The organism is Nocardiopsis sinuspersici (assembly GCF_001998325.1).
Lineage (GTDB): Bacteria > Actinomycetota > Actinomycetes > Streptosporangiales > Streptosporangiaceae > Nocardiopsis > Nocardiopsis sinuspersici.
Window position 1 is genome coordinate 5,510,488 of record NZ_MCOK01000001.1, and the last position, 18,022, is coordinate 5,528,509.

Consider the following 18,022-nt stretch of genomic DNA (forward strand, 5'->3'; position numbering starts at 1 on the left):
GGGGCGTCGAAGCCGCACGGCTTCGACGCCCCCTTCCGCTTGCGCGCTCCTTCCCGCCGCGTCCGGCCCCCCGGACGCCCCGGTCAGGCCTCCCGGGACAGCCGGGCGACGACGGCGTCTATCACCAGCTCGGTCACGGCGGCCATGTCGACGGCCTCGGGGTCCAGGAGCCACTGCACCTGCAGGCCGTCCATCACGGCGATGACCGCGGCCGCGGCGTCCTGCGCCGGGGTGCGCCCGTCCGGACCCGGAGCGGCGGCCGCCTCCCGGTACTCCGGCCCCAGCCGGTCCAGGACGGCGTCGCCGATCGCCCGGCGCAGCACCTTGTAGCGGTCCCGGAACCACTCCTGCGCCGGGTGCCCGTCGGTGGCGCTCTCCGCCGACAGCACCGCGTACAGCCGCGTGGTCCCCGGGCGGGCCGCGTTGCGCTCGGCGGTGGACACCAGGTGGTCCAGCATCCGGCCGCCCTCCGGCGCCGGGTCGATGTCGTCGCGCAGCTCCAGGACCGCGGTGAGCAGGTCGGTCTTGGAACCGAAGTGGTGCAGGACCCCCGCCGGGGTGATGTCGAGCATCGCCGCGATGTCGGCCAGCGAGGTGTTGTGGAACCCCTGCGCGGCGAACACGTGGGCGGCCGTACGCAGGATCTGCTCGCGCCGGTTCACCCTCCTGCGCGGCGTCGGGGCCTCCTCGGCGCCGGGGGAGGGGTGGGTGTCCGACGCTGGGGTCGTCTCGCTCATTCCTGCTCTCCGCTCCTGCGCTCCTTCGGGAGCGCTCCGGGTCCGTGGCTGGGGTCGGGACCCGCCTCTACGGTATCGAGTCCCCCCACCTCTCTTGCTTAATAAATATTAAGTAAGTAGGGTCCTTCCACGAGACGTACGTCACAGGACCAGGGGCTCATGACTTCAGACCTTCACGCCCGTGTCACCCGGCTCCCGATCGAGGACAAGGTGCGCCTGCTGACCGGACGCACCGGGTGGGTCCTGCACGAGAGCCCGGAGGCCGGGCTGCTGCCGATCACCGTCTCCGACGGCCCCGCCGGGGTGCGCGGCACCGAGGCCACCGAGCAGGAGCACTCGGCCAGCACCCCCAGCCCCACCGCGGTCGCCGCGGCCTGGGACACCGGGCTGATGGAGCGCGTCGGCCGCTTCTTCGCCGCCGAGGCCCGCCGCAAGGACGTCGACGTCGTCCTAGCCCCGGTGCTCAACCTCCACCGCTCACCCGTCGGCGGGCGCCACTTCGAGTGCTTCTCCGAGGACCCCCTCCTCACCGGCGAACTCGGCGCGGCCTTCGTGCGCGCCGTCCAGGGGAAGGGGGTGGGAGCCTGTGTCAAGCACTTCGTCGGCAACGAGACCGAGTACGAGCGCACCAGCTACCGCGCCCGCATCGACGAGCGCACCCTGCGCGAGGTCTACCTGCCGCCCTTCGAGGCCGCCCTGGCCGCCGGGGCGTGGACCGTCATGGCCGCCTACAACGGCGTGGACGACGGTGTGGAGTCCAACAGCATGACCGACCACCACCGCCTGCTCACCGGTCTGCTCAAGGGGGAACTCGGCTTCGACGGCGTGGTGGTCAGCGACTGGACCGCCGCCCGCAGCACCGCGCCCTCCGCCAACGCCGGGCTCGACCTGGTCATGCCCGGCCCGCGCGGCCCCTGGGCCGAGGGAGACGCCCTCCTGCGGGCCGTCCGCTCCGGCGAGGTCCCCGAGTCCGTCGTCGACGACAAGGTCGTGCGCATCCTGCGCCTGGCCGCCCGGGTCGGCAAGCTCGACCACGACACCTCACCCGCCGTCGAGGGCGAGGACGAGCGCGTCCTCCTGCGCGAGATCGGCTCGCGCGGCCACGTCCTGCTCCGCAACGAGGGCGGCCTGCTGCCCGTCGCCGTCGAAGGAGTGCGCCGGATCGCGCTCATCGGCCCGAACGCTGTGGACGCCTACACCCAGGGCGGCGGCAGCGCGCACGTCAACTCCAAGTACCTGGTCAGCCCCGCCGAGGGGCTCCGCGAGGCCCTGCCCGAAGGCGTCGAGCTCACCGTCGTGCGCGGCGGCGACCCCCGGCGGTTCCTGCCCGCGGCCTCACTCGACGTCGTCACCTCCCTGGGCGCGACCCTCCTCGACGCCTCCGGAGAGCCCGTCGGCGCCCCCGAGCTCGACCGCACCGCCTTCCACCTCGGCGTCGACGACCCCCGCGCGGTCAGGGCCGTCGTCACCGCCGATCTCCGCCTCACCCGGCGGGGCCTCCACCAGGTGGAGGTCGGCGTGGTCGGCCGCCACACCGTCCGCGTCGACGGCGGCGTCCTGGCCGAGGGCGGCCGCACCGCCTCCGACGCCGAGATCCTGGAGTCGCGGCACAGCCACCCCGACGGGCCCCGCACCGGGGTCGAGGTCGACGCGCCCCGCACGGTCCGCGTCGAGATCGACGTGGAGGTCGCCGACTTCGGCGGCTTCGGCCGCGGCGTCGTCGCCCAGATCCGCCACCTGCCGCCCGGCCCCTCCGAGGAGGAGGAGATCGCCGAGGCGGTCCGGGCCGCCGAGGAAGCCGACGTCGCGATCGTGGTGGTCGGCACCAACGACGAGGTCGAGTCCGAGGGCTACGACCGGCCCACCCTCGCGCTGCCCGGACGCCAGGACGAGCTCGTCCGCCGCGTCGCCGCGGCCAACCCGCGTACCGCCGTCGTGGTCAACGCCGGAGCCCCCGTGCTCCTGCCCTGGCTCGACGAGGTCCCCGCCGTCCTGTGGTCCTGGTTCGGCGGCCACGAGTACGGCCACGCCCTCGCCGACACCCTCACCGGGCGGTCCGAGCCCACCGGCCGCCTGCCCTGGACCCTGCCCCGCGACCACGCCGACGCCGCCGTCATGGACACCCGCCCCCACGACGGGGTCATGGCCTACGACGAGGGCGTGTTCGTCGGCTACCGCGCCTACGACCGCGACGGGCGCGAGCCCCACCGCCCCTTCGGGTTCGGGCTCGGCTACACCGACTGGGAGATCACGGGAGCCTCCCTCGACGGCGCCCTCCCCGAACGCGACGGCGGCCTGCTCGACGGCCCCGTCCGCGTCACCGCGACGCTCGCCAACACCGGCGCCCGGCCGGGCCGCCACGTGGTGCAGGTCTACGTGGAGCCCCCCGCCGACGGCGCGGGCACCACGCGTCCGGTACGGTCCCTGGCCGCGTTCGCCTCCGTCCGGGCCGAACCCGGGGAGGAGGCCACCGTCCGCCTCGACGTCCCGCCGCGGGCCTTCGCGGTCTGGGACACCGCCACGCACGCGTGGCGCACCCCGAAGGGGGCCTACCGCCTCGCGGTCGGCTCATCCAGCCGCTCCGTCGCCCACCGCCTCTCCCTCGACCTCTAACCCCCACAGAAGGTCCTCCCCCAGGAGACAGCATGAAAGTTCCCCTCCCCCCGCCCGGCGGTATGTCCCGCCGCGACTTGGTCCGCGCGGGTCTGACGGCGTCGGCGCTCGGCTCCGCCGCGGCACTCGGCGGGTGCGCCGCCACCGTCGGCCCGGCCGAGGACCGGCCGCTCGTCCCTCCCAAGGGCCCCGACGAGAACATCACGCTCACGTACTGGACCTGGTGGCCGGGCCTCCAGGCCGTGGCCGACATCTGGAACGCCGAGCACCCCGACATCCAGGTCAGGGCCGTGACCATCCCCGGAGGACTCGACGGCGGCTACGCCAAGATGTTCAACTCCCTGATCGCGGGCAACCAGCCCGACCTGGCGCAGGTGGAGTTCTTCCAGATCCCCTCGTTCCTGCTGGAGAACGGGCTGGAGGACCTCGGCCGGTACGGCGTGACGGAGTACGCCGACCGCTACGACGAGTGGCAGTGGCTCCAGGCCTCCTACGTCGGCGGCCACTACGGCGTCCCCGTGGACTCCGGACCGATGACGTACTTCTACCGCGCCGACAAGTACGAGGAGTGGGGCGTCGACGGCGCGCCCGCCACCTGGGAGGAGTACGCCGAGGCGGCCCGCCGCGTGGCGGCCGCGGGGGACGGCGCCTTCATCGAGTCCTTCCCCGTCGGCGACGCGGACTGGCTCGCTGCCATGTGCATGCAGGCCGGAGCCCGGTGGTTCGGCACCGAGGGCGGGGAGTGGTCGGTCAACCTCGTCGACGACGCCTCGGTACGGGTGGCCGAGTTCTGGGAGGGGCTGGTCCGTGAGGGCGTCCTCGACCTCACCCGCGCCGTGTGGTCCACCGGCTGGTTCCAGGGCCTGCAACAGGGCACCATCGGCACGTGGACGGTCGGAAGCTGGGGCGACGCCATCATCAGGGGCAACGACCCCGACAACCCCGGCCGGTGGAAGGCCGCCGGCATGCCCCAGTGGGGCGGCGGGGAGCGGCGGGAGGGCACCTGGGGAGGCTCGGCCTCGGCCGTGCTCACCGGGGCGCCCCACCCCCACGAGGCGATGCTGTTCGCGAACTGGCTCAGCACCGACCAGCGCGCGGTGGACGCCATGATCACCGAGTGCGGCATCGGCTGGGCGGCCTCGGAGGAGCTCAACACGAACTCGGTCCGCAACCAGGGGCCCGACCCCTACTTCTCGGACCAGAACTACACGAGCACCATCGCCGAGGCCACCGGGTACATCCCCACCGACTGGGAGTGGGGGCCCACTCTGTCCAGTACCAAGGACCACATCGGCGACGCGTTCCGCTCCGCCGTCGCCGAGGGCACCTCCTTCGTGGACGCCCTGGCCCTCGCGCAGAAGAGGACCGTCGACGACATCCGGAACAAGGGCCTGTCGGTGAGGAGCGCGTCATGACCGCCACCACGCGCAGCGCGCCCGGGGAGGAGTCCCCGGACGGGCCGCGCACGGCCACCGCCGCGCCGCCCCGACGCCGGTCCCGGGCCCGGTCCCGTGCCCTGGTCCCCTGGGGGTTCGTCGGACCGTTCCTGGCACTGTTCACCCTGTGCTTCGTCCTGCCGATCCTGTACGCGGTCTACCAGAGCTTCATCCAGATCCGCCGGTACGGACTGTTCGGCGAGGAGGGCCGGGAGACCGTCTTCGCCGGGCTGGACAACTACACCCGGGCCCTGGGGCAGGAGACGTTCGTCGACTCCATCGGCCGCGTGCTGCTCTTCGGCGCTGTCCAGGTCCCGGTCATGCTCGGCCTGGCCCTGGTGCTGGCCCTGCTCCTGGAGTCGGCCTCGGCCCGGTGGCCCGGCTTCTTCCGCGCCCTGTACTTCATGCCCTACGGAGTCCCCGGCGTGGTGGCCTCGCTGCTGTGGGGATTCCTGTACGTCCCGGGCCTGTCCCCGATCCTGGACGTGGCCGGGCTGGTGGGCCTGGAACCGGACCTGCTCGGTCCGAGCGGCGTGCTGTGGTCCATCGCCAACATCATCACGTGGATGTTCATCGGCTACAACATGCTGATCCTCGTCGCGCAGCTCAAGACGATCCCCGGCGAGCTGTACGAGTCGGCGCGCATCGACGGGGCCGGACCGCTCCAGACCGCATGGAACATCCAGCTTCCGCTGATCCGACCCGCCCTGGTGCTGACCACGATCTTCTCCATCATCGGCACCCTCCAACTGTTCGCCGAGCCGCAGATCCTGGCGGCGTTCACGGTGAACATCGACTCCGCGTACACACCGAACATGGCGGCGTACAACTCCGCGTTCACCGACAACGACTACAACGTGGCGGCGGCGCAGTCGGTCGTCGTGGCCCTGACCGCGTTCGTGCTCTCGTTCGGGTTCCTCTGGTTGGTCAACAGGAAGGACCGGCGGCGATGACCACGACCGACGTCAAGAAGGACGACAGGGCGCCCGCGCGGCGCCGCCGCGGGGGCGGGGGCACCGCGACCGGCGCATCCGCCAGGTCCAGGATCCTGGTCACCGCGATCCTCGCCGTCGCCGCCGTCTACTTCCTGGTACCGGTGTACTGGGTGTTCGTGGCCGCGACCAAGACCACCTCGGACCTGTTCGACTCGTTCGGCTTCGGGCTGGGCGAGGAGTTCGTCCTGTTCGCGAACGTCTCCGAGGTCCTCACCTACAACGGCGGCGTCTTCTGGCGCTGGACCCTCAACAGCCTCCTGTACTCGGTGCTCGGCGCCCTGCTGGCCACCCTGCTGGCGGCCGCCGCCGGGTACGCCCTGGCCAAGTACGACTTCCGGGGCCGGGAGCTGGTCTTCGGCCTGGTCCTGGGCGGCGTGCTCGTCCCCGCGGCGGCCACCGCACTGCCGCTGTACCTGCTGTTCAGCCAGATCGGCCTGGCCAACACCTACTGGGCGGTCCTGCTGCCCGGCCTCATCTCCCCGTTCGGCCTCTACCTGTGCCGGATCTACGCGGACGCCTCGGTGCCCGACTCCGTCATCGAGTCGGCCCGGCTGGAGGGCGCGGGCGAGGGGCGCATCTTCTTCACGCTCGGGCTGCGCATGATGGCACCCGCGCTGGTGACGGTGTTCCTGTTCCAGATGGTCGGCATCTGGAACAACTACTTCCTGCCGCTGGTGATGCTCGCCGACGAGGAGCTGTACCCGATCACCCTGGGGCTGGTGACCTGGCAGTCCTACCAGGGACGCGACATCGAGATGTACACGCGGGTGGTGACGGGCTCCATGCTGTCGGTCATCCCGCTGGTCATCGCCATCATCGTCCTCCAGCGCTACTGGCGCGGAGGCATGACCGCGGGCGCCGTCAAGGGCTGACCCGCGTCGGCGGGACCTCCGATCGAGCCCTTCGGGGGTCCCGCCTCCCCGGCCCCGGCCTCCCCGGGCCGGGTCAGCGTCCGTCGTGCTCCATGGCGGGCGGCGGGATCTCGGCCACGCCGTCCGGACCGCAGGGCATCGGCCCGGGCGGCGGTGGACCCCAGTGGGGCTCGGGCGCGGGGGACTCCGCGGCCAGGCGCGCCAGCGCCCGCTCCGTGGGCGACTCGGGCTCGGGGACGTACATCATCACCCGCTGGTCGGTGTCGGGGACGTACAGCACCTGGCACTCGAACACCAGTGTCCCCACGAGGGGGTGCTCCACCCTCTTGGTGAACCCGCGCCTGCTGCGCACCTCGCGCGACTCCCACATCCGTGTGAACCTCGGGGAGGTGCCCAGCAGCGTGGTGACCAGCCGGGCGATGCCCGGATCGCCGGGGTAGCGGGCGTAGGCGGTGCGCAGGTCCGCCACGGAGTAGTGGGTGAAGCACTCGGCGTTGGGATCGTCCCAGTGCGGGTCGTCGTCCGGCTGGGAGAACATCCACTCGATGATGTTGCGCCGGTCCGCCGGAAGCGCCGTCATGTCCCCGATGAAGTGGGTGGCCATCCGGTTCCAGGCGAGGACGTCGTACTTGGCGTCCAGCACGTAGGCGGGGGTGGTGGCCAGGCCGTCCAGCAGGTGCCGCACCGCCGTGGTCACCTCTCGGCTGGGCCGCCGGGTGACGGGCGGCTCGGCTCCGGCCAGGTGGAAGAGGTAGGCGCGCTCGTCCGTGTCCAGCATGAGGGCGCGCGAGAGCGCCGACAGCACCTGCCGTGACGGATGGGGGCCGCGTGCCTGCTCCAGCCGCACGTAGTACTCCACCGACATCCCGGCGAGCTGGGCCACCTCCTGGCGGCGCAGGCCGGGGGTGCGCCGGCGCCCGGTGTCGGGCAGCCCGACGTCGCCGGTGCCGATCCTGGCGCGCCGGTCGCGCAGGAACGCCGCGAGTTCGCCGCGGTCCACCATCGGTTGCCTCCTCGGATCGGTGTCCTCCTCCAGGATGCCCCAGGAACGCGCTCCTGACAGTGGTACCGCCGGTACCAGTCTCGGCCGTTCCTTCCTCACCACCCGGTCCGGCCCCACGATGGGGGCATGGCGAAGACACAGAACGACAGGATCGCCCTCGTGACCGGGGCGAACAAGGGGATCGGATTCCAGACCGCGCGGCTGCTGGGGCTGGAGGGGATGACGGTGCTGGTCGGGTCCCGGGACGCCGAGCGCGGCGTCGAGGCCGAGAAGGCCCTGCGCGAGGAGGGGGCCGACGCCCGCGCGCTGGCGCTGGACGTCACCGACGCCGAGAGCGTCCGGGCCGCCGCCGCACGGGTGGAGGCGGACTTCGGACGGCTGGACGTGCTGGTCAACAACGCGGGCGTGGCCATGGACTGGGGCGGGATCGGCGACACCGACCCGACCGCGTTCCTCCGGACGCTGGAGGTGAACGTGGTGGGCACGGTGACGGTCACCGACGCGTTCCTGGACCTGCTGCGCCGCTCGGAGTCCGCGCGTGTGGTGAACGTGTCCAGCGAGATCGGCTCGATCGGGACGATGACCGACCCGGCCAGCCCGTTCTTCGCGATGGAGGGCAACGCCGGGTACCCCGCCTCGAAGGCGGCGGTGAACATGGTGACGGCCCTGTACGCCAAGGCCCTCGCACCCGCCGGGGCCAAGGTGAACGCGGCCAACCCCGGATACTGCGAGACCGACCTCAACCACAACACGGGCCACCGCACCCCCGAACAGGGCGCGCGGGTGAGCCTGCACCTGGCGACCCTGCCCGACGACGGGCCGAGCGGGGTGCTGTGGGGCCACCTGGCCTCCGAGTCGGCCCCGGAGAGCTACGGCGTCCTGCCCTGGTAGCCGCGGGGGCCGCGCCGGGCGCCGCCCCGCCCGGCGCCGGCCCTCACCAGGCCCGGACGCCGCCGACCGGAGCGGGCAGGCGCTCGTTCAGCCAGGTCCAGGTGCCGTCGTTCTCGGTGAAGCGGCGCTGGACGCGCTCCACCTCCGTGATCGGGTTCGCGAACACCTCGGTCCACGCCCCGGCGGTGCGCTCCTCCAGGTAGAGGCTGCCGGCGTCGGTGCGCATACGCACCGCCTGCAGGGTGTGGGAGGAGCCGTCGCACAACTGGATGCGGTAGTACGCCATGGGAATTCCCTGGGAGTGTGGTTCGTCCTGGTCGGAAAGGACGGTGCGTTTCCCGGAACGCGCGTGGGCACCGGTGGGTGCGTGGGGGATCGGTTTCCCGGGGCGGCGCGCGGCGGGACGTGCGTGGTCGTGCCGCGGGAGCGCCTGCGGGGCGGCGGCGGAAGTGCCGCGACCCGGAGTGCTCCGGGGAAACAGGTGCGGGTGCCGGGGCACCGTGCCGTCTGTGTTATCGGACTCTACTCCTGTCCGGTGCGGGGCACGGCCGTGAACGGAGGCAGGGCAGATGAAATTCGGATGATCCGGCGGTGATCATGGATTCGGATTCGGAGAAAGGCTCTGTTATCGCCACATTGCGCTCATTCCGGTAGCAATAGGGAAATAATTGCCCGGGCTCGGCATCCGGCACAGCCGTCCACGCGTCCCGCCACGCGGTCCTCGGCCCGACCGGCCCGACCGGGCCGGGCGGGGCCTTCGGGACCGTGGCCGTCGGGGACCCCGGACGGGTGGGGCTCGACCACCCTCGTGAAGGCGCTTTTCGCTCCCGAGTGCTGTCCCTCCACGCCACCCAGCCCCGAATGAGCGAGGTTCCCCTCCAGTGCCCACGGCCTCCTTCACCGTCGTCCTGCCCACGGCCGTCACCGGCCTGGATCCCGGCGATCCGGTCAGGATCGGCCCCTACCGGCTGCTCAAACGGCTGGGGGCGGGCGGCATGGGCCTCGTGTAAGCGGCGCGGGACGAGAGCGGCCGTCTGGCGGCCGTCAAGCTGATCCACCCGGAGTACGCGTCGGCCGACGACTTCCGGGCGCGTTTCGCGCGCGAGGTGGACCTGCTGGACCGTGTGGGCGGCGCCTGCGCCGTGCCGCTGCTGGAGGCCGACACCGACGCGGCCCGGCCCTGGCTGGCGAACCCGCTCGTGCGCGGCATGACGCTGAGCGAACACCTGCGCAAGCACGGCCCGTTGAACGGGGAACTGCTGCGCGGCCTGGCGGTGGGGGTGGCCGAGGCGCTGGCCCATATCCACGAGGCGGGGATCGCGCACCGCGACCTCAAGCCCTCGAACATCATCCTGTCACCGGAGGGGCCGCGCGTCCTGGACTTCGGGGTGGCGCGGGCGGTCGACCAGACGGCCATCACCCGCACCGGGATGCTGAGCGGGTCGCCCGGATGGATCAGTCCGGAGCACTGCCGCGGCGAGCCGGTCTCCACCGCCGACGACGTGTTCGCGTGGGGCGCGCTGGTGGCGTACGCGGCGACGGGCCGCCCGCCGTTCGGGTCGGGGAACGCGGCCGCCGTGGCGCACCGGGTGCTGAACACCCCGCCCGACACCGACGGCTTCTCGGGCCCCCTGGCGGACCTGTCCCTGCGGGCACTGAGCAAGCAGGCGGCGGAGCGGCCCACCGCTCTGGAACTGGTGCACGGCGTGGTCCAGGCCGCCTCCCCGGGCCGGGCCATCGCGCCGGTCCGCGACGTCGGGACCGCCGCGGCGGCCACCGCCGGCCTGCTGGACCGCGACTGGCACGGTGTGCGGACGGGCGCCGAGCGCGAGTACGAGATCCCCGCGGTCGGTGGGGGCGGACCCGACGGGTCCTGGCCCGTGCCGGGGCCGCCCTCGGGGCCCTGGTCCTCCTGGCGGGGCTCATCGTGGGCGGTGTGGCCCTCGGCCGGAACTGGGAGCACCTGCCCATGGCCACGTGGTTCGCGGCCGGCGAGGAGCCCGAACCCGCCGAGGGGGAGCCCGTGGAGGAGGAGCGCCGCGTTCCCGGGCCGGTCTCCCAGGAGGAGCCGTCCGAGGAGCCCTCGGAGGAACCGTCCGAAGAGCCCTCGGAGGAGCCGTCCGAGGAACCCGACGAGGAGCCGGAGGAGGCGGAGCGGTCGGAGGAGCCCTCGGAGGAGCCCGAACCCGAGACCCCGCCGGAACCGGTGACTGTGCCGCTGACCGTGTTCAACGCCGAGGGGCCCTGTCAGGCCTCGCGCGCGCCGGAGTGCGGTCTGCGGATCGTCCACGACCCGTACGCCCCCTACGCCGACCCGGGCAACCGGGCCGGCCGGGTCTGGCACGGCGACGTCCTCCAGACGACGTGCCGGGTCACGAACGGCGTCACCGTCACGGACGAGAGCGGGAAGAGCTCCAGCACCATGTGCCGGGTGACCACCGGGGGCGGCGCCGCCGGCTGGCTGCCGGGCGTGCGCACACGCGACGACGCGCAGATCCGCACCTGCGCGGGCCACGAGGTCTGAGGCCCGGCGGCGGGTCAGGAGGCGGACGAGGCGAGGCGGGCGCGGGCCTCCATCAGCGCGAAGCCCAGCAGGTTGAGGCCCCGCCAGCGTTCCGGTACCCGCGCGTCGTCGTTCTTCGCACCCAGTCCGATGCCCCACACCCGGTCGCGGGGACTCGCCTCCACCAGCACCCGCCCGCCGGTGCCCAGCAGGAACTCCCGCAGGTCCGGGTTCTGGCCGAACTTGGCGACGCCGGCCTCGACCACGATCCCGAAGCGGGCCGCCTCCCATGCCTCCTGGTCGAAGCCGCGCACCTGTCGGCCGATCACCTTGGCGTCCCGGGGATGGCCCGCGGCGAGGATCCGCTCCTCGGCCTCGGCGTCGCCGAACAGGCGCGCCTTGGCGGCCATCATGTAGTGCTCCGCGGTGGGGTAGCCGGTTCCGTCCACGGTGAAGGCGGCGGGCCACCACTGCGAGAGGCAGCTCGCCGACACACCACCGTCCGCGGGCGGCTTGTGCCCCCAGAAGCACAGGTACTTCGCCCGCCCCGTCGAGGCGATCAGCTCTTCCACCGTGCGCGCGCCCGCGGGGTCGCGTGTGTCCGTCATGGCGGGAAGTGTCCCAGACGACGGTGACGGACGGCCGCCGCGCGGAGGTGGCCGTCCCGCGGGTGCGTCCGGCGTACGGATGCGTCCGGTCGGCGGGGGTGCCCGGTGTGCGGGGGCGGCGGTGGTCCGCGGAGGAGGATCCCCGGTACGCGGGGCCGACGGGTACGGGGAGCCAGGACTGAACCACGTTCTGTTATGTGTCCCCACCAGGGTGAATGCCCGGCGCGGGGAATCTTTCGATTTCGCACTCTATGTGGCCAGAGGGATAGGTATTACCATTTGTCCTTCGGAAAAGGTCATCCCGGTTATCCGGCCGGGAGTGCGGCCTCTTTTCGGAAATACCCGCTCACAGAACAGGAATCCCCATGACCGATAGATCGCTCCTGTCCGGAGTCGGCGACGTCACCACACTGCTCGCGAGGATGGTGGTCGGCGTCGTCTTCGTCTCCCACGGTTGGCCGAAGGCGACCGACCTCGACGGCACCGCCCAGGGCTTCGCCTCCCTGGGAATCCCCTTCCCCCAGTTCTCCGCCCTCCTCGGCGCCCTCATCGAGGTGGGCGCCGGACTGGCGCTCATCGTCGGCTTCGCCCTGCCCCTCGCCGGATTCCTCCTGGCGTTCATGATGGCCAACGCCTACTACTTCGCCCACCTCGGCGACCCGCTGGTCGGCGGGTTCGAGTTCCTCCTGGTCCTTGGTGCCACCGCTCTGGCCCTCGGTTTCGCCGGCGGCCGCTACTCCCTGGACCGCGTCATGCCGTGGGGCCGACCCCGCCGCCGGGCCTCTGAACCCGTACCGGCCTCCTGACCAGGGCACCCGGCCGTCCGTCGCCGGAGGCGGACGGCCCGGGTGGCTTTTCACGAGCCACCTGTGCCAGGAACACTTTTTCACTTGCTTATCCGCTTTCACACATCAGACAGAGGAACACCGCGTACTTCCCGGCGCCGCACGGCGCCCCCGGACTTTCGTGAAAGACGGACGGAGTTAGCGCACGAGAACATTCGGTTCCGCACGCCGAACAGAAGGACATATTTCGCACAGCCCCCACGCCTGCTCTCCAACCCCACGCGTCTGTCCCAGCCCCGCGTAGTCGCCCCGGTCCCACCCACGCACCTCAGACCCCACGCGTCCGCCCCCCCGGACCGCGGTCGCGCGCCACCGCCGACCGGATGTCGTCGTCGATCGCGCGCCGCCGAACGGGCGCCGCGGCCGGCCGCCGACGGCAGCGGTCCGGCGGAGTGCCGTAAAAGGGGTGAACACTGCCTACTATGCAGGTCATGCGCATTCTCGTGGTCGAGGACGACGACCGGGTCGCCCGTGGTCTGGTGACCGCTCTGCGGGCGGCCTCCTTCGACGTCCAGCGGGTGGCCACCGCCGAGCGCGCCCTCAGCGCCCCGCCCGCCGACGTCGTCCTCCTCGACCTCGGCCTGCCCGACGCCGACGGCATCGACCTGCTGCGCAGGCTCCGCGACCGCCCGCAGACCGCCATCATCGCCGTCACCGCGCGCGGCGAGGAACGCGACCGGGTGCGCGGACTGCGCGCCGGGGCCGACGACTACGTCGTCAAGCCCTTCGGCGTCGCCGAGCTCCTCGCCCGCATCGACGCGGTCCTGCGCCGCACCCGCACGGCGCGGGCCGAGGCCGTCGACGAGGAGCCCCGGCTCAGGGCCGGCGCGCTCACCATCGACACCGGCTCCCGCGCGGCCGTGGCCGGCGGCACCGAGCTCCAACTGACCCGCAAGGAGTTCGACCTGCTGGCCCTCCTCACCTCCCGGTCCCCGTCGGTCGTGGCCCGCGACCAGATCCTCGACCAGGTGTGGGGCGCCGCCTGGGAGGCCTCCTCCAGGACCCTGGACACCCACATCGGCTCACTGCGCGCCAAGCTCGGCCACACCGTCCGCATCCGGACCGTGCGCGGTGTCGGATACGTCCTCGACGGGTCCTGAACCGTGCTCCGCAGACTGCTCGCCGTCCTCCTGCCCGCCGCGTTCGTCCTGGTCGCCGCGGCCGTCGTCCCGCTGGGGACCGTCATCGCCCAGCAGCGGACCCAGGAGGTGTACGTCGACCGGCTGGGGGACGCGGGCCGGTTCGCGGCGCTGGCCCGCACCGCCCTGGAGACCGACCGCCGGGACGCGCTCGTACAGGAGATGTCCCGCTACGAGGACCTGTACGGCATCCCGGTGGCCGTGGTCGCACCCGACGGCGGGACCGTGACCGGGTCCGGAGGCACCGGGCGCCTGAACGAGGTCCTCGCGGACCTGGACTCCCCGAACACCGTCACCGTCGCCCTGGCCGGGGAGCGTCCCGCCCCGCCCACCACCGTCTGGCCCTGGGCGCCCGAGCCCCTCGTGGTCGCCGAGCCCGTCGGCAGGGACAGCGAGGTGGTCGGCGCGGTCGTCCTCGTCGCCCCCACCGACCGCCTCGGCGCCGACATCCTCGGGTCGTGGGGGTGGCTCGCGCTGTTCAGCCTGGTGCCCCTGGGGCTGTTGGTGGCGGTCTCGCTGCCGCTGTCGCGCTGGGTCCTGCGCCCCATCGGCGGACTGGACGCGGCCACCACCGCGGTGGCCTCGGGGGACCTGGACGTGCAGGTGGACGCCGAGCGCGGCCCGCCGGAGCTGCGCCGCCTCACCGAGTCCTTCAACACGATGGTCGACGTGGTGCGCAGATCCCTGGAGCGCCAGCGCTCCTTCGTCTCCGAGGCCTCCCACCAGCTCCGCAACCCCCTGGCCAGCCTTCGTCTGGCGGTGGAGAACCTCGCGCCCCACCTCACCACGGAGGAGGCCAGGGAGGCGCACGCCGTGGCCGTGGACGAGACCACGGCCATGCACCGGATGCTCAACTCCCTGCTGGCCGCGACCCGCCTGGAGAGCGTGACGGGTACCGAGGCCGTGGAGGTCGCCGAACTGCTGGACACGCGGACGGAGCGCTGGCGCGCCCTGGGCACGGCCCGGGGGATCTCCGTGTCCGCCGACGTCCCCGAGGGGGTGCGGGTACAGGCTCCGGCCGGGGGCCTGGGCAGCATCCTCGACGAACTGGTGAGCAACGCCCTGCGGCTGTCAGGGGGGACCCGGGTGGAGGTGCGCGTCCGGGCGGGCGACCCGGTCCGGATCAGCGTGCTCGACGACGGGGAGGGACTGGCCGAGGAGGAGCTCGGCACCGCCCTGAACCGCTTCTGGCGCTCAGCCCGGCACCAGAACACCGAGGGGACCGGGATGGGGCTGGCGATCGTCGCCGACCTGGTCCGCGGCGCCGGCGGGGAGCTGGCGCTGGGCGAAGGCCTGCCCGGAGACGGGCGCCCCGGGTTCGGCGCGGTGATCTCCCTGCCGCCCGCGCCGCCGGAGGCCGACTGACCCCCGGGACGCCGCACGGTCCCTCGCGGGACGTCGTCCGGCCCTCCGGGAAGCCGCCCGGTCCCCACGGGGTCCTCAGACGGAGACCCCACGGGTCTCACCGGTCCCTGGAGGGCCTCACGCGGGTTTGTTCTCCCGGTACCAGCGCACGGCGCCGCGGTGCAGGGGGACCGCACCGGTGGAGATGCCGGTGCGCACGTTGATCTGGGCCGCCTCCGGGCGGGAGGCCGCGATCCTCCTGGCGCCCGTGTACACGGTGTCGGCGACCAGGTGGGCGAGCCTCTCCGACAGGTCGGCCGAGCACAGCAGCAGGTTCGGCACGGACATGGTGGGGCAGGAGGGCACGCCCTCGTAGGTGGTCGCCGGGACACTGGCGGGGAAGTACGCCTCGGGGCGGACGCCGGCCATGGCGGCCGCAGCGTCGGAGAGGTCGATCAGGCGTATCACGTGCCGCTCCGCCAGGTCGGCGATGGCCGGGGTGGGCAGCCCCGTCAGGGAGAACATCGCGTCGATCTCCCCGCGGCCCAGGGCCCGGGCGGAGTCCGCCTGGTTCATCCGCACCACCTCCATTCCCACCCCGGTCTCCGCGAGGATCTGGTCCGCGGTGAACTCGGTGCCGGAGTCGTCCGCGCCCACCGAGATCCTGCGTCCCTCCAGGTCCCCCAGACGGCGCACGGGCGACCCGTCCAGGACCACGAGGTGCACGAAGCTGTCGTAGAGGCGGCCGATCGCGCGGAGGGGGTCGGCGCCGGCCACCTCGCCGGCCATGACCGAGTCGAGGTTGGCCAGGCCGAGCTGCGCCTCACCCGCCTCGATGAGGCGCAGGTTGTCATGCGAGGCGCCGGTCTCGACGGTCCTCACCCGGGTCCCGGGCAGGCGCTCGTCCAGCAGGCGCGCGATCTCCGCACCGATCTCCCGGTACACGGCTCCGGGCGGGCCGGTGGCCACCACGAACACCGGGGCCGGGGACGGGGGTTCCCGCCATGTGCAACCGCTCACCGCCGCCAGGGCGAGGGCGCCCGCGGCGCCCCGCAGGGCGGTACGCCGGTTCGGTCCCCTCGGATGCATATGTGCAGCTTAGGCAGTGTGGAGCGGTGCCCCGGCGCACCGTCTCGCGGATCACCCCGTGTCCCAGGTCACCGACCCACCGTGTCCCAATGTCAGAGGAACCTCAAGTTTTGGGTGAGGTGTTGGACACCCCTGGGGGAGATACCCACCATCGCTGTAGCAAGTCGGAGTAACCCGGGGGAAACCGGCAGGCAAACCCAGTGAGACGCAGGAGTCCCCCGGTGGGCGAAACCCCGCCCCCAGTCGCCCGTAACAGGAGGAACCCATGGCGTCCCCGAAGGGTGTCGACACGCCGGACACCACGTCGCCCACACAGGACGGCAAGCCCGCGAACAGCTTTCCCCGCTCCCGCGTCATCGGCCTGGTCGCCGGTCCGCTGGTCGGCCTGCTGGTCTACTTCCTCATGCCGGACATGCCCATGCCCCTCGGCGAGGGGGAGGACGGCGATCCGGTCATGTCGGCCAACGGCCGGGCCGTCGCGGGCATCACCGCGTTCATCGCCATCTGGTGGGCCACCGAGGCCATCCCGATCCCCGCCACCTCGCTGCTGCCCCTAGTGCTCTTCCCCGTCATGATCCAGGGCACGTCCGTCGACGACGTCGCCCCGTCCTACGGCTCGGACACCATCTTCCTGTTCATGGGCGGCTTCATGCTCGCCCTGGCGATGCAGAGGTGGAACCTCCACAAGCGGATCGCGCTGACCATCGTCTCCAAGGTCGGCTCCAACACCGCCGGCCTCGTCGGCGGCTTCATGATCGCGACAGCGTTCATCTCCATGTGGGTCTCTAACACCGCGACCGCGGTGATGATGCTGCCCGTGGGCATCTCGGTCGTCGCGCTCATCACCCAGTTCCGCAACGGGAGGACGGACGCGAACTTCGCCACCGCGCTCATGCTCGGTATCGCCTACGCCGCCTCCATCGGCTCGGTCGCCACCATCATCGGCACCCCGCCCAACGTCCTGATGGTCGCCTACCTGGCCGACAACCACGACGTCCACATCGGCTTCGGCCAGTGGATGGCGGCCGGCGTCCCCCTGGCCGTGGTCTTCCTGTTCATCGCCTGGTTCGTCCTGGTCCGCGTCTTCCGCCCCGAGACCCGGAAGGTCGAGGGCGCGCAGGACCTGATCCGCGGCGAGCTCGCCGAGATGGGCCCGATGTCGCGCGCCGAGAAGATGGTGCTCGCCGTCTTCGCCCTCGCCGCGCTCTCCTGGATCTTCGTCCCGGTCCTGGCCGACGTCGAGGCCGTCGCCGCCGTCGCCCCGTGGCTGGGCAGCTTCGGCGACGCGGTCATCGCGATGACCGCCGCGATCGCGCTGTTCCTCATCCCCGTCGGCCGCGGGACCCGCCTGCTGGACTGGGAGACCGCCGTCCAGCTCCCGTGGGGCGTCCTGCTGCTCTTCGGCGGCGGCCTGGCCATCTCCTCGCAGTTCACCGCCACCGGACTGAGCACCTGGGTCGGCGGACAGGTCTCCGCCCTGGCGGGCGTCCCCGTCTGGGTCATCATCCTGGCGGTCGCCGCCCTGGTCCTCGGTCTGACCGAGCTCACCAGCAACACCGCCACCGCCGCCACCTTCCTGCCGATCCTCGGCGGTGTGGCGATCGGCATGGACGTCGACGTGATGGTCCTCGTCATCCCGGCCGTCCTCGCCGCCAGCATGGCCTTCATGCTGCCGGTGGCCACCCCGCCGAACGCGATCGTCTTCGGTACCGGCCACGTGCGGATCGGCCAGATGATGCGCGGCGGCCTCTGGCTGAACCTCGTCGGGCTCGTCCTGATCCTCGGCGCGATGTACGGCCTCATGAGCTGGGCCCTGGGCATCAGCCTCTGACGCGGCCGCCCGCGCAGGGCGGACGGCTCCCACGGGCGCCGTGGCACCGGTGGAGGGCGAAAGCCCCCGTCCCACCGGGCCGCGGCGCCCGTCGCCTTGTGCCCCGGCACAGGGCG

17 protein-coding genes are annotated in these 18,022 nt (G+C 72.5%); 12 read left to right on the plus strand and 5 right to left on the minus strand.

Annotated elements, in window-relative coordinates:
* Window positions 1-83 precede the first annotated feature (83 nt).
* A complete protein-coding gene (locus tag NOSIN_RS23780; RefSeq protein WP_077692866.1) occupies window positions 84-737 on the minus strand; it encodes a TetR/AcrR family transcriptional regulator in 654 nt (217 codons plus the stop codon).
* A 159-nt stretch (window positions 738-896) separates the two neighbouring features.
* On the opposite strand from NOSIN_RS23780, the gene NOSIN_RS23785 reads away from it, so the two are divergent.
* Genes NOSIN_RS23785 through NOSIN_RS23800 form a run of 4 tightly spaced genes read left to right on the plus strand, consistent with a single transcriptional unit; the run spans window position 897 to window position 6,653 of the window.
* Window positions 897-3,350: a beta-glucosidase family protein gene (locus tag NOSIN_RS23785; RefSeq protein WP_077692867.1), complete on the plus strand. Its 2,454-nt coding sequence runs from the start codon at window positions 897-899 to the stop codon at window positions 3,348-3,350.
* Window positions 3,351-3,382: 32 nt separating this feature from the next.
* Window positions 3,383-4,765 (plus strand): ABC transporter substrate-binding protein, encoded by a 1,383-nt coding sequence (locus tag NOSIN_RS23790; RefSeq protein ID WP_077692868.1) that lies wholly within the window; start codon window positions 3,383-3,385, stop codon window positions 4,763-4,765.
* Entirely contained in the window at window positions 4,762-5,739 is a 978-nt protein-coding gene (locus tag NOSIN_RS23795; protein WP_077692869.1) for a carbohydrate ABC transporter permease, read from the plus strand. The genes NOSIN_RS23790 and NOSIN_RS23795 overlap by 4 nt, the downstream gene beginning before the upstream one ends.
* Window positions 5,736-6,653 carry a carbohydrate ABC transporter permease gene (locus NOSIN_RS23800; RefSeq protein WP_077692870.1) on the plus strand — a complete coding sequence of 306 codons (918 nt, stop codon included), beginning with the start codon at window positions 5,736-5,738 and terminating at the stop codon, window positions 6,651-6,653. Before NOSIN_RS23795 ends, NOSIN_RS23800 begins: the two co-directional genes overlap by 4 nt.
* 73 nt (window positions 6,654-6,726) lie before the next feature.
* Here the strand turns inward: NOSIN_RS23800 and NOSIN_RS23805 are convergent, their stop codons facing one another.
* Window positions 6,727-7,656, minus strand: coding sequence for a helix-turn-helix transcriptional regulator (locus tag NOSIN_RS23805; RefSeq protein ID WP_077692871.1), 930 nt, complete (start codon window positions 7,654-7,656; stop codon window positions 6,727-6,729).
* A gap of 126 nt (window positions 7,657-7,782) precedes the next feature.
* Between NOSIN_RS23805 and NOSIN_RS23810 the strand changes: the two genes are divergently transcribed.
* Window positions 7,783-8,547 carry an SDR family NAD(P)-dependent oxidoreductase gene (locus NOSIN_RS23810; protein ID WP_077692872.1) on the plus strand — a complete coding sequence of 255 codons (765 nt, stop codon included), beginning with the start codon at window positions 7,783-7,785 and terminating at the stop codon, window positions 8,545-8,547.
* Between the two features lie 43 nt (window positions 8,548-8,590).
* Here NOSIN_RS23810 and NOSIN_RS23815 read toward each other — a convergent pair whose 3' ends face one another.
* Window positions 8,591-8,833 (minus strand): hypothetical protein, encoded by a 243-nt coding sequence (locus tag NOSIN_RS23815; protein ID WP_077692873.1) that lies wholly within the window; start codon window positions 8,831-8,833, stop codon window positions 8,591-8,593.
* A gap of 595 nt (window positions 8,834-9,428) precedes the next feature.
* Here NOSIN_RS23815 and NOSIN_RS28070 point away from each other — a divergent pair.
* Genes NOSIN_RS28070 through NOSIN_RS23825 form a run of 3 tightly spaced genes read left to right on the plus strand, consistent with a single transcriptional unit; the run spans window position 9,429 to window position 11,071 of the window.
* A complete protein-coding gene (locus NOSIN_RS28070; RefSeq protein WP_255528192.1) occupies window positions 9,429-9,557 on the plus strand; it encodes a hypothetical protein in 129 nt (42 codons plus the stop codon).
* 42 nt (window positions 9,558-9,599) lie between these two features.
* Window positions 9,600-10,757 (plus strand): serine/threonine-protein kinase, encoded by a 1,158-nt coding sequence (locus NOSIN_RS23820; protein ID WP_236743490.1) that lies wholly within the window; start codon window positions 9,600-9,602, stop codon window positions 10,755-10,757.
* Window positions 10,754-11,071, plus strand: coding sequence for a hypothetical protein (locus tag NOSIN_RS23825; protein ID WP_143832990.1), 318 nt, complete (start codon window positions 10,754-10,756; stop codon window positions 11,069-11,071). Before NOSIN_RS23820 ends, NOSIN_RS23825 begins: the two co-directional genes overlap by 4 nt.
* 14 nt (window positions 11,072-11,085) lie before the next feature.
* Here NOSIN_RS23825 and NOSIN_RS23830 read toward each other — a convergent pair whose 3' ends face one another.
* A complete protein-coding gene (locus NOSIN_RS23830) occupies window positions 11,086-11,658 on the minus strand; it encodes an NADAR family protein (protein WP_077692875.1) in 573 nt (190 codons plus the stop codon).
* Between the two features lie 365 nt (window positions 11,659-12,023).
* Here NOSIN_RS23830 and NOSIN_RS23835 point away from each other — a divergent pair, with 365 nt between their 5' ends.
* The 3 genes from NOSIN_RS23835 to NOSIN_RS23845 all read left to right on the plus strand — a co-directional run bounded on the left by NOSIN_RS23835 (window position 12,024) and on the right by NOSIN_RS23845 (window position 15,007).
* A complete protein-coding gene (locus NOSIN_RS23835) occupies window positions 12,024-12,464 on the plus strand; it encodes a DoxX family protein (RefSeq protein WP_077692876.1) in 441 nt (146 codons plus the stop codon).
* A gap of 461 nt (window positions 12,465-12,925) precedes the next feature.
* The gene (locus NOSIN_RS23840; RefSeq protein ID WP_077692877.1) at window positions 12,926-13,603 is read left to right on the plus strand and encodes a response regulator transcription factor; all 678 of its coding nucleotides are present in this window, start codon (window positions 12,926-12,928) and stop codon (window positions 13,601-13,603) included.
* 3 nt (window positions 13,604-13,606) lie between these two features.
* Window positions 13,607-15,007, plus strand: coding sequence for a sensor histidine kinase (locus NOSIN_RS23845; RefSeq protein ID WP_077692878.1), 1,401 nt, complete (start codon window positions 13,607-13,609; stop codon window positions 15,005-15,007).
* Between the two features lie 117 nt (window positions 15,008-15,124).
* Here the strand turns inward: NOSIN_RS23845 and NOSIN_RS23850 are convergent, their stop codons facing one another.
* The gene (locus NOSIN_RS23850; RefSeq protein WP_077692879.1) at window positions 15,125-16,075 is read right to left on the minus strand and encodes a TAXI family TRAP transporter solute-binding subunit; all 951 of its coding nucleotides are present in this window, start codon (window positions 16,073-16,075) and stop codon (window positions 15,125-15,127) included.
* A gap of 265 nt (window positions 16,076-16,340) precedes the next feature.
* On the opposite strand from NOSIN_RS23850, the gene NOSIN_RS23855 reads away from it, so the two are divergent.
* Entirely contained in the window at window positions 16,341-17,906 is a 1,566-nt protein-coding gene (locus NOSIN_RS23855) for an SLC13 family permease (protein WP_077692880.1), read from the plus strand.
* Window positions 17,907-18,022: the final 116 nt, after the last annotated feature.